The sequence below is a fragment of the Photorhabdus laumondii subsp. laumondii genome (genome assembly GCF_003343245.1).
GTDB lineage: Bacteria > Pseudomonadota > Gammaproteobacteria > Enterobacterales > Enterobacteriaceae > Photorhabdus > Photorhabdus laumondii.
The window spans coordinates 1,757,760-1,769,768 of record NZ_CP024901.1 but is presented as its reverse complement, the minus strand read 5'-3'; the positions used below and the strand labels follow the sequence as shown (position 1 = coordinate 1,769,768).

The window sequence follows — 12,009 nt, the reverse complement described above, 5'->3', positions numbered from 1 at the left end:
TTAATTAAGACAAATTACCCGGTTAATCACCGGGTAATCAGAATAGCATCTGGTGTAAAAGAAATATTAGTTTTACTTTTCAGAACGACCAATACGGGAAACGATATTAAACAGTTCCCCAAGACCATAAATTAAACCTAAAATTCCGACCGTCACTACCGGTACCATGACCAGGGCGAAAGCCATACTTTTAATCAACTCAAACATGGTAGCCTCACACAATGGCTCATTTAATGAGCCCGCAACATAACACATTTTTAACCATAGCGGGTAATACCGCTATAATTAGTACCATTCTAGACAAAGACAGACAACTGTAACCGGCTAAACGTGCGTTTTTCTGGTTAGCCTATAAAAATTTACGATTATATTTACTAAAAAAAACTATCATGCAAGCCGAAATTCTACTGACACTGAAATTACAACAACGGTTATTCGCCGATCCACGGCGAATATTATTACTAAAACAGATTAAAGCAACGGGTTCTATCAGTCAGGGAGCCAAACAGGCCGGTATCAGTTATAAAAGCGCCTGGGACGCAATTAACGAAATGAATCAACTGGCAGACGAAATACTGGTAGAGCGTGCTACAGGAGGTAAAGGAGGCGGCGGGACAAATCTTACCCATTATGGCGAACGTCTATTGCAACTTTACGATCTACTGACACAAATTCAGCAAAAAGCCTTTGATATGCTAAAAGATGACCAACTTCCCCTCGACAGTCTGTTAGCGGCCATTTGCCGTTTTTCTCTGCAAACCAGCGCCCGCAACCAATTCTTTGGCACAATTACTGACCGTAACCATAATCAGGTCCAGCAACATATCCGCATCTTGCTGACAGATGGTCAAACATCACTGAATGCGGCATTAACAGAACAAAGCGCTAACCGTCTTGGCTTGGTAAAAGGTAAGGAGGTATTGGCGCTCATTAAAGCACCTTGGGTGAAGCTCACTAAAGAGCCATTCTCTATCGGTCATTTCGACAATGCCCTGACAGGGCAGATCAGTAATATTGAAACCAGCGAAGAGAACACCGAAATTATCATTGTTCTTGATGGCGGTGAAATCCTCTGTTCTACTCTGCCCAATCAAGAAGCAAATAACCTGAAACTACATTCTGGAGATAAAATCACTGCACTTTTTAATGCTGACCAGGTGATTATTGCAACTCTGTGTTAAGAATTGACTCTATTATCACTGAACAATTCGGAATATCCAGGAATATTATGGTGTTACGTACCTTACACCTCCCCTAGTGTCCAATATTAAATGTTAATTAAAAGTTAATATTGACATTCCGCGCCATTCCGCTTATTTGTGGAAAAATATTTGCGTTGCTTAAAAAGGAATAAAAGATGTCTGAATTGCAAATAACGCAAGGCTGTTTCCGTTTAAGTGATACCCGTACCTTGCAGTTATCATCACTAAAAATAGCCTCCGGCGAAAATTGGGCTTTTATTGGTGCAAATGGTAGCGGAAAATCATCATTGGCCCGTGCGCTTTCAAATGAATTAGTCCTGCTTTCCGGCGAACGAAATTGCTCATTTCGCAAGTGCGCCCGCGTCTCTCTAGAACAATTACAAAAACTGACGGAAGAAGAGTGGCAACGTAATAATAGTGATATGCTCAGTGATGATGAAGATGATACCGGCCGCACTGCGGCAGAAATTATCCAGCTTTATCATAAAGATAATGAACTTTGCCTGGAACTGGCAAAACAGTTCGGTATTATGGATTTACTTTCCCGTCGTTTTAAATATCTTTCTACTGGTGAAACCCACAAGACATTACTTTGCCAGGCACTGATGACTTCACCTGATTTGCTGATTCTTGATGAACCTTTTAATGGCCTTGATCTATTTTCCCGTGGTCAATTCACTGAATTACTGGAAAAATTGTCATCAAAAGGAATCGTTTTGGTACTTATCCTTAACCGGTTCAGTGAAATCCCAGATTTTGTTGATCAGATTGGCGTACTAGCAGATTGCCAGCTAACCTCTATTGGCACCAAAGAAAAAGTGATGGCAGATTCCTTGGTGGCTCAACTGGCACACAGTGAAAAACTGAACGGTATTCATTTACCTGAAACAGATGAATTTCCTGTCGATAATCAGCTACCGCCCGATCAACCGCTGATTATTCTACGTAATGGTATCGTTCAGTATAATGATCAGCCAATTTTGCATGGGCTAGATTGGCAAGTGAATTCAGGTGAACATTGGCAAATTATTGGCCCAAATGGTGCCGGAAAATCAACGCTTCTGAGTTTGATTACCGGAGATCATCCTCAAGGCTACAGTAATAAGCTGATCCTGTTTGGCCGTCAACGCGGTAGCGGCGAAACCATTTGGGATATCAAACGCCATATTGGCTATATTAGCAACAGCATTCATCTGGAATATCGTGTCAGTATCAGCGTTCGTAATGTGATTCTGTCCGGTTTCTTCGATTCAATTGGTCTTTATCAGACAGTATCAGATCGCCAGCAGCAACTTGCTGATGAATGGCTGGCTTTACTGGGCTTATCTGCTCAGATTGCCAACGGCCCGTTTCACCGCCTTTCATGGGGACAACAACGACTTGTTCTGATAGCTCGCGCACTGGTTAAACATCCGGCTTTATTAATCCTTGATGAACCTCTCCAAGGGCTTGATCCACTCAACCGCCAGTTAGTATTACGTTTTATTGATGTCATGATCGCTGACGGTGATACTCAGCTACTGTTTGTTTCTCATCATCAAGAAGATGCGCCGCAATGCATTACTCACCGACTAATATTTATCCCTGATGGTGATCTATACTGCTACAAAACAGAGAAAGTTTCTGATTGATTTCTGATAGTTCCCCGTTATGCGGGGATCTTAATGAGTCTATACCCTATGGATTTCAAGATGCATCGCGACGGCAAGGGGGTGAATCCCCGGGAGCATAGATAACGATGTGACCGGGGTGAGCGAGTGCAGCCAACAAAGAGGCAACTTGAAGGATAACGGGTATAGCCAATTTTCATCACGGCCATTTCTATTAGTACCTTAATAAGGTGATTAATCCTTGACCAAAGAGTCTGAATTAAGGAACGATGATTACCAGCATAAAAACTTCTCCGACCAGTGAAAAAAACATCGCAATTTAGTTATCATGCATTATTATTTTTGCTCACTAAATAACATCTATCATTAATTTTTGGTCTGCTTTTCAGAGCCTTTTTTAATTTGTTAAAAATAAAGGGAAATATATGATTTGGGGTTTACTTACTACATCACTAGCGTTATTAGCTATACACCGCACTACTGCACTGATTGTTCTACTGGCCGCAGTTATTACCGGATTTGTCACACAAACTGTGATTTATCCGGCAGTCGCCACTATTGCGATTATTTTTTTGTTAGGTGCGCTACGTATTCATTTTCAACAAAATAACATCATTAAAATCACAACTGAACTGCTATTACTCGCCTTTGCGGTGGCATTATTCCTACATCTGCTCCCCGGTTTTAATAACCTGAAATATCTCGATAAAGTTCAGGCAGGCCCTCACAGTGCCCCATTCTCAATGTATTTCAACTTTGACAAAGCCCTCATTCCTTTCCTGCTGTTATGTTGCATGCCTAGCCTATTTACAACAAAGCCACTGACCAAAATTCGGCCTTATGCATGGATAATCTTAGCTATTGCTATTCCTGTATTGTTAAGCATAGCAACGGCTCTCGGAGGGCTCGCAGTTGAATTGCACATGCCACAATGGTTACCGATGTTTATATTGGCCAATATTTTCTTCATTTCTCTGGCAGAAGAAGCGCTATTCCGAGGTTATATCCAACAGAGATTGAGTCAGTGGATTAACCCCTATTTTGCCCTGATCATCACTGCTTTGATTTTTGGTGGCGCACACTTCGCTGGCGGCCCATTACTGATGATATTTGCTGCACTTGCCGGATTAATATATGGGCTGGCATGGATGTGGAGTGGCCGTCTGTGGGTTTCTGTTGGGTTCCATTTCGTGCTCAATTTGGTTCATTTGTTGTTCTTTACTTATCCAATCAAGTTGGTGACTGCGTTATAAACGTGTCAAACTTGCCCAGTATATATTCAGCAATCTGCAAAAGATGCAAACCTTAAACCAAATAAAGTTTGAAACAAGACTATTGATTGCTGTTCTGGTGCATAGGGCAATATAATGCGCTTAGTTATTATTAAGTTTGATTTTTAAGGAGTTTAAGCTATGGCTGTCACTAAACTGGTTCTGGTAAGACATGGCGAAAGCGAGTGGAACAGAGAGAACCGTTTCACTGGCTGGACTGACGTCGCGTTATCTGAAAAAGGTCGCGCCGAAGCTCAACAAGCAGGGCAACTGTTGAAAGAAGAAGGTTTTGTTTTTGATTTTGCCTACACCTCCGTGCTAAAACGCGCTATCCATACGCTGTGGAACATTCTGGATCAGGTTGATCAACAGTGGTTACCTGTTGAAAAAAGCTGGAAACTAAATGAACGTCATTATGGCGCTCTGCAAGGTTTGGACAAAGCAGAAACCGCAGCTAAATACGGTGATGATCAGGTTAAACTGTGGCGTCGTGGTTTTGCTATCACCCCACCAGATTTAACTAAAGATGATGAACGTTTCCCAGGCCATGATCCGCGTTATGCAAATTTGAAGCCAGAAGAGTTACCCGTGACTGAAAGCCTGGCAACAACGATTGAACGCGTGATCCCTTACTGGGAAGAAGTGATCAAACCGCGCGTTGCTCAAGGTGAGAAAGTGATTATCGCAGCGCACGGTAATTCTTTGCGTGCTTTGGTTAAATATCTGGATAATATGAGCGAAGAAACCATTCTTGAGCTGAATATCCCAACAGCAGTACCTTTGGTTTATGAATTCGACGAAAACATGAAACCAATCAAACATTACTATCTGGGTAACGCTGATGAAATCGCAGCAAAAGCCGCGGCGGTAGCAAACCAAGGTAAGGCAAAATAATTCATTGCCGATAAAAAATTGCTGACACCCTATTTTCCAGCGAACATAAAAAACCGGAGTTGTCGATTCCGGTTTTTTTACATCGGAAAAATGTTATCAGCCACGACGCGCTTTTATTGCCGACGACAATTGACGTAACAAAATTTCAGTGTCAGCCCAACCAATGCAAGCATCAGTAATACTTTTGCCATATACCAATGGCAGACCGCTATCCGGGTTCTGATTTCCCTCTTCCAAATGACTTTCTACCATGACACCAATAATCGCTTTCTCCCCAGCAATAAGCTGCCGGCTCACATCTGAACACACATCCATCTGCTTTTTAAATTGCTTAGAACTATTGGCATGACTGAAATCAATCATAATTCTTGCCGGTAAACCTGCTTTTTCCAAGTTTTGCTTCACGACAGCAACATGTTCAGAACTGTAATTCGGCTCTTTACCGCCACGCAGGATAATATGACAATCGTTGTTTCCGCTGGTATTTACAATCGCAGAATGTCCCCACTTAGTGACAGAAAGGAAACTGTGAGGGGAACCCGCTGCATTAATCGCATCAATGGCAACTTTTATCGCACCATCAGTACCATTTTTAAAACCAACCGGACAGGAAAGACCAGAAGCCAACTCACGATGGACCTGAGATTCCGTTGTACGAGCGCCAATTGCTCCCCAACTCATCAAATCGGCTAAATACTGTGGAGAAATCATATCCAGATATTCACCCGCAGCCGGTAGCCCCATATCATTAATATCCCGTAACAACTGACGAGCTAAACGCAAACCATCATTAATATCAAAACTGTGATTCATATGAGGGTCATTAATTAACCCTTTCCAGCCAATAGTTGTGCGCGGTTTTTCAAAATAAACTCGCATGACAACTTCCAGATCCTCTTTCAGCTCTTCACGCAATTCATTCAACCGCCCGGCATATTCCATTGCTGCTTTAGGATCATGAATAGAACATGGCCCAATCACCACCAACAGACGCTCATCTTCACCCGTCAGAATTTGATGAATCGTTTTACGCGCCTTACATACTGTCAATGCAGCCTTTTCAGTTGCTGGAAATTTTTCAAGTAGTGCCACAGGAGGTAATAATTCTTTTATCTCTTTAATTCTTATATCGTCATTCTGGTAATTCATAACCCTCTCTCATCTAACATCTTTGTATATCCGTCATCTTTCAAGTTGCCTCTTTGTTGGCTGCACTCTCTCACCCCAGTCACATAGTTACCTATGCTCCCGGGGATTCGCTCCCTTGCCGTCGCGATGCATCTTGAAATCTATTGGGTATATATTTAATTAAAGCAATCTCGTGATTTTAATCTAACTGTTAGAAGCCAAACTGTAAATATTCTTTGTAGAGAATAAATAAATCAATGCTGATGAACTCAAGACATAGCAAGATGATATAGTCAAATGTGGTTAATTCCATTCTTATAGTTGAAATATCTTTAGAAATGAAAATTATTAAAGTAAATACCTAAAAATATGCCAGAAATCGACAAAACAATTCTCTGGCATAGTTAGCAAACTATTTCACATGAGATAATGGCAAAGAATGGTTCTCCTTAGCTGCCTGAATCCACAAACGGGAACCATTAAATGCAATGCCCAAGAGAATCACATACTGCAACGACATTGCCAGCACGCCTTGATGGAAATAGATAACAACGCTTATCACATTGATGACCATCCATACCAGCCAGTTTTCGACATATTTACGAGTCATCAAAACCATTGCCACAATAGATAGCACCGTCATTGTCGAATCCCAGAATGGGAAGGCATCAGGCTCCAATATCGGCATCTGAACATTAAAGCCAAATTTTTGCATAATCGTAACGGCAATCTGAGTCAGATAGCCAAAGACTCGATCAATATTAAAAGTCATAATGGCGATCAATAGCACAGAAATCAGACTAATTATTACCGCCTTATTCAAACTTAACCAACGTATTTTAAGTTCAATCTGCTGCTGATCATTAACCCTGCTCCAGGCATACCAACCATAAATATTTGCCGCAAAGAAGAATAATTGCAGCAATAAACTGGCATAAAGTTGAATTTGGAAGAAAATCACAGCAAATAATGTGACATTAATTAGCCCAAACAAATAGTTAATTATCTTCTCCTGACTGGCAAACCAAATACATAACAAGCCAGCGATCGTCCCTACCGCTTCAATCCACGATAAATCATATCCTCCTTTTCCCAGAGGGATATTGACTAATATGTTGTTAATGCTGAAAAAATTCATCTGTTATATCCTATTATCTATACCCGTCATCTTTCAAGTTGCTTCTTTGTTGGCTGCACTCACTCACCCCGCTCACATCGTTATCTCTGCTCCCGGAGATTCGCTCCCTTACCGTCGCGATCCATCTTGAAATCCATTGGGTATACAACAAAATATTACCTTCATTATTCAATTTTCTATTTTAGCTGAGCTGCAAAATCAAGCATCCTATTTAAAGGAACAAGCGCCTTTTCCCGTAACTCTTTTTCAACCAATATCTCATGTTGACCCCCTCCCTGCTCCAACCCCTGAACGATGGCTTGCAAACCATTCATTGCCATCCACGGACAATGAGCACAACTACGGCAACTCGCCCCTTCTCCAGCCGTAGGTGCTGCAAATAACTGCTTCTCAGGACATGCTTGCTGCATTTTATAAAAGATGCCTTTATCCGTTGCCACAATCAGTTTCTGATGTGGCAAAGATTGCGCTGATTTGATTAATTGGCTGGTCGAACCAACAGCATCAGCCAGATCAATAACCGCTTGCGGTGATTCAGGATGAACCAATACCGCAGCATCGGGATGCAGACCTTTTACCCTTATTAAAGCCTGAGTTTTAAATTCATCATGAACAATACAAGCCCCCTGCCAACACAGAATATCGGCTCCTGTTTGTTTACGGACATAATTCCCCAAGTGGCGGTCGGGTGCCCAAATTATCTTCTTTCCCTGACTATCCAGATAATCGATCAGTTCAACAGCAATACTTGAAGTCACAACCCAATCTGCTCGTGCTTTAACGGCTGCTGATGTATTTGCATAAACCACAACGGTACGATCAGGATGGTCATCACAAAACTGGGTGAACTCTTTTTCAGGGCAACCAAGATCTAGCGAACACTCAGCTTCCAGCGTTGGCATTAAAACACGCTTTTCCGGGTTGAGAATTTTGGCGGTTTCTCCCATAAACCGCACACCGGCAACTAATAAAGTAGAGGCCGGATGATTATTACCAAAACGTGCCATTTCCAATGAATCGGCAACACACCCTCCTGTCTCTTCAGCTAAAGCTTGGATCTCAGGGTCGGTGTAATAATGTGCGACCATAACGGCATCCTGCTGTTTTAGAAGGCGTTTAATTTTTTCACGGTAATGTTTTTTTTCATCCTTACTGAGAAAGGCAGGTTTAGGTGGGAATGGATAAATGGTTGAATTAAAATCAATATACTGGTTCATTACTTTGACTCTCTGTTTAGTATATGGTTTTAAAAAGCGATAATTTTGGTTTTCAGTCCGAAAATTTGCCCAGATTTGTTTAATATACTAAACAAAATGATCAATTTATAGTAATTTATCGCGAGATATTTTATCTATGATAGGATGGCTAAACAGAAAACATTATTATATTTATAAAAGCTGTTTTATTAAAGCTATTTATTAAATTATTTTTTAATTAAAAAATAAGGAAATCCCAAGCATGAGAATCGTTTTACCGGCTTACCCTCTTTTTAATAACGAATTAAAATCAATAATAAATGCACTTTTAAAAAAATAGTTAATTGAATTTAATCGAAGTCCATTAACCATTAGCAATGAGTTAAAAAGAAATTAGAACACAAAAAAATATTATCCGAATAACTGGTATTTAAGCGTTTTCTCGCCGTTATTTCATGAACAAAGACATAAAAGATAACAAAATAAAAAAGCGGACAAAACAGTTAATGTGGCAAGATTTAATCTCTGAAAAAAGCTTGATTATCCTAAAAAACATAAAGGGTAGCGACTGATAAAAACGACTCAAAACTGCCAGTAATACCGCATTAATAAAGATAAAAATCGGGTATGATTAATGTTTTTTAAATATAAAACACGATATACCATTTCGACTTTGAAAGACAAACTATCTTTATCTCGAAGCCGGTGGTTTTAACATTTTACATAAAAGAGTAAATATAGCATCTAATAAGGAGTCAGCTTTGTGATGTGATTCAACATTTTTGTTAACAAACAGGTTTTCTAATTTGACAACAAATATTAATTTTACTATAAATTAAGTTACAGTTGCTATATTTTAAGTTGGCATTTAGAAACTGGTGAAGTATTAAATAGGTTATTTTAGGATCAAGATTATGCGAAAAGAATAATGAATCTAGATAAAGAAGAATTTATTGTTTATGGTGAAAATAGTAAAGTAAAAGAATATATCATGCATGACAATGACATATTACTTACAAAAATAGTGAATTAAAATGATAAAAATTACTGATTTATGCTTTAGTTATAAAAGTAGAGAAATTAAAAAAAATATTTTTAAAAATATATTTTCATTAAATGAAATCGAAATAGTTTTATTTGAAAATATAAATATTGAAATATTTGACGATAGCAAGATTATAGGATTACTGGGGAGGAATGGCGCCGGAAAAACAACTTTAATAAAGCTGATTTCCGGTATTTTAACTCCAAATTCTGGAAATATTACTGTTTTTGGTATTGATTCAAATGGAAGACCTCTTAATCTTTTATCTAATCTTGGTATCGTTTTTGGCAATAAGTCAATGCTTTGGGATGAGTTATCTCTCTATGAAAATATTGAGTTTTTTTCTAAGATATATAAACGTAATTATGATAAGAATAGTGTTGAAAATATGATAGAAATGTTGAACCTGAATAGCATAGCAAAAAAACCTGCAAAAACGTGCTCTTTAGGTCAATCTGTAAAATCTAACTTATTAATACACTTTCTTAATAGGCCAAAATTACTGATATTGGATGAACCAACAATCGGATTAGATATAGAGTCACAAATTCTATTACGAAATATTTTAAAAGATTATGCTCAAAATAATGAAAGTAAAATACTAATTACCTCACATAATATGATAGATATTGCGGATGTTTGCAAAGATATTATCTTCTTGAAGGATGGTGAAATATCAAAAATACATCTAAATAAAAATAATTCGAAAGAAAAGAATGCGCTATATCTAGAGAGGCTTTTCTGTGATAATTAAATTTTCTTTTATTGAAACCATTAGGGCTAAGAATATAATATTTGGTTACTTATTTATAATTGTAACATTATATGCGGTTGAACTATCTTTTTGGGATACCATGACAAAATCAAATGGTTTTGTTAACTATACCCTATGGATTTCAAGAAGCATCGCGACGGCAAGGGAGCGAATCCCCGGGAGCATAGATAACTATGTGACCGGGGTGAGTGAGTGCAGCCAACAAAGAGGCAACTTGAAAGATGACGGGTATATACGCATGATGAGATAATAGTTTATATATTATGGTCTGTTATTATATTTCAATTGACAAGTATTACCGGATTTCCAGAAAATTTATCGTTCCATATTGAAGATGGTAGTATAGATAGACTAATTATAATACCAAAATCCATACTATTATATTATTCAGAATATGCTTTCGGACAGATATTAGCTAGATTATTTATAATGTCACCATTAATTTCATTCATAATTATATACCAAAAAGACATTCCTAATATTATATATCTATTTATTTCGTTATGTATAGGGTTATTTATCAATTTGTACTTAACAATGATATTGTCATGTATGGCATTCAAATTTAGAGGCTCGTACTCTTTTATCATTATTAAGGATACTTTGTCATGGGTCCTTTCAGGTGCGTTGATACCATTAGATGTGTTTGGTGACTCTTTAAAATCAATATTTAATTATATTCCGTTTCAATATATTACCTATATTCCAGTTAAATTTGCAACAAATTCAATATCTATTTATTTTATATTTAATGGATTCTTAGTCATGATGTGTTTAATGATGATTTTTAATTTTATTTGGAATTATATGTTAAAATACAATCAAGGATATAATGGTAATGCTTAGAGTTATATTTATTGGTTTTAAAAGTGGATTATCAGAAGCAAAAAGAAGCCCATTAAATTTTTGGTTATCCGCTTTTGTTAATTTTAGTTACTATATAGCACAAGCTTTTTTTTGGTATGCTATTTTAAATTCACAATCTTCAAGTTATATTTTATCTGATGATTTTGTTATTATATTTTTCACTACGGTATGTTTAGTCGATAATTTTTATCTTTTTTTATTTGGTAAAGGAAGCTTCTTGCTAGTTAAAAAAGTCAAGTCATTAAAGTTAGAACCTCATTTAACGTTACCTATAAATACTCAATTTTTATATGTCACTACAAATATTGTATTTGAGCATTTTTTATTGTCATTCCTATCTTTAGTATTATTTTTTACTGTACATATTTACCTTGGTACTAATATTTTGTTGGTTTTTTTACATTTGATAATGGCATTAGAAGGAGTCTTAATACTTACTTCAATTACATGGATAATAAGAACAACAATATTTTGGACAGCTTCATTAGTTAGTATTAAGAACTCAAATCCTTGTTTTAAAGTATTGGTGAGACCTGAACAATCTTTTCATGGTGTAGTTCGTTTTATTTTAATGTTCATACTTCCGTGTCTATTTATAACTGGTGTTCCAGCTTCAGTAGCAAGTGGAATAATGAGTATGAAATGGTTTTTTATTCAAACTCTGGTCACATTGATTTTAATTTTTATAGCGAAATTGGTTTTTGATATTGGTGTCAAAAGGTATTCGAAATATATAACGTGAGGAAACGTAATGAAATTGGAAATTATTTCAGTAAGCTATAGTTCACATTCTAATTCAAGTAAAGTTGGTAATTCCTTAGATTTATTTTAAATAACCAAAAAAATAAAGCCGGACTAACCGGCTTTATTCTTGCTGCACGCT

The 12,009-nt window shown here is 37.5% G+C and carries 10 protein-coding genes and 1 pseudogene; 7 read left to right on the top strand and 4 right to left on the bottom strand.

The features are described from left to right. Positions 1 to 72: 72 nt before the first annotated feature. The gene (locus PluTT01m_RS07705; protein ID WP_011145778.1) at positions 73 to 207 is read right to left on the bottom strand and encodes an AcrZ family multidrug efflux pump-associated protein; all 135 of its coding nucleotides are present in this window, start codon (positions 205 to 207) and stop codon (positions 73 to 75) included. A gap of 182 nt (positions 208 to 389) precedes the next feature. On the opposite strand from PluTT01m_RS07705, the gene modE reads away from it, so the two are divergent. From modE to gpmA, 4 genes are all read left to right on the top strand, one after another. Next, positions 390 to 1,181: a molybdenum-dependent transcriptional regulator gene (modE, locus tag PluTT01m_RS07700; protein ID WP_011145777.1), complete on the top strand. Its 792-nt coding sequence runs from the start codon at positions 390 to 392 to the stop codon at positions 1,179 to 1,181. 176 nt (positions 1,182 to 1,357) lie between these two features. Continuing rightward, on the top strand, positions 1,358 to 2,833 hold the full coding sequence (gene modF, locus PluTT01m_RS07695; RefSeq protein WP_011145776.1) for a molybdate ABC transporter ATP-binding protein ModF: 1,476 nt from the start codon (positions 1,358 to 1,360) through the stop codon (positions 2,831 to 2,833). 404 nt (positions 2,834 to 3,237) lie between these two features. After that, positions 3,238 to 4,065, top strand: coding sequence for a CPBP family intramembrane glutamic endopeptidase (locus PluTT01m_RS07690; protein ID WP_011145775.1), 828 nt, complete (start codon positions 3,238 to 3,240; stop codon positions 4,063 to 4,065). A gap of 159 nt (positions 4,066 to 4,224) precedes the next feature. Further along, a complete protein-coding gene (gene gpmA, locus PluTT01m_RS07685) occupies positions 4,225 to 4,977 on the top strand; it encodes a 2,3-diphosphoglycerate-dependent phosphoglycerate mutase (RefSeq protein WP_011145774.1) in 753 nt (250 codons plus the stop codon). A 96-nt stretch (positions 4,978 to 5,073) separates the two neighbouring features. Here gpmA and aroG read toward each other — a convergent pair whose 3' ends face one another. The 3 genes from aroG to nadA form a co-directional block, all read right to left on the bottom strand. Then, a complete protein-coding gene (gene aroG / locus PluTT01m_RS07680) occupies positions 5,074 to 6,126 on the bottom strand; it encodes a 3-deoxy-7-phosphoheptulonate synthase AroG (RefSeq protein WP_011145773.1) in 1,053 nt (350 codons plus the stop codon). A gap of 391 nt (positions 6,127 to 6,517) precedes the next feature. Further along, positions 6,518 to 7,243 (bottom strand): nicotinamide riboside transporter PnuC, encoded by a 726-nt coding sequence (gene pnuC / locus PluTT01m_RS07675; protein ID WP_011145772.1) that lies wholly within the window; start codon positions 7,241 to 7,243, stop codon positions 6,518 to 6,520. Positions 7,244 to 7,419: 176 nt separating this feature from the next. Next, positions 7,420 to 8,460, bottom strand: coding sequence for a quinolinate synthase NadA (nadA, locus tag PluTT01m_RS07670; protein WP_011145771.1), 1,041 nt, complete (start codon positions 8,458 to 8,460; stop codon positions 7,420 to 7,422). A 1,013-nt stretch (positions 8,461 to 9,473) separates the two neighbouring features. On the opposite strand from nadA, the gene PluTT01m_RS07660 reads away from it, so the two are divergent. The 3 genes and pseudogenes from PluTT01m_RS07660 (at position 9,474) to PluTT01m_RS07645 (ending at position 11,868) form a co-directional block, all read left to right on the top strand. Then, complete coding sequence (locus PluTT01m_RS07660; protein WP_011145770.1) at positions 9,474 to 10,238, top strand: ATP-binding cassette domain-containing protein; 765 nt, start codon at positions 9,474 to 9,476, stop codon at positions 10,236 to 10,238. 264 nt (positions 10,239 to 10,502) lie between these two features. Further along, positions 10,503 to 11,105 (top strand): annotated as a pseudogene (locus tag PluTT01m_RS07650) (ABC-2 family transporter protein); the annotation flags it as partial. Further along, the gene (locus PluTT01m_RS07645) at positions 11,098 to 11,868 is read left to right on the top strand and encodes an ABC-2 family transporter protein (protein ID WP_011145768.1); all 771 of its coding nucleotides are present in this window, start codon (positions 11,098 to 11,100) and stop codon (positions 11,866 to 11,868) included. The pseudogene PluTT01m_RS07650 and the gene PluTT01m_RS07645, both read left to right, overlap by 8 nt. Positions 11,869 to 12,009: the final 141 nt, after the last annotated feature.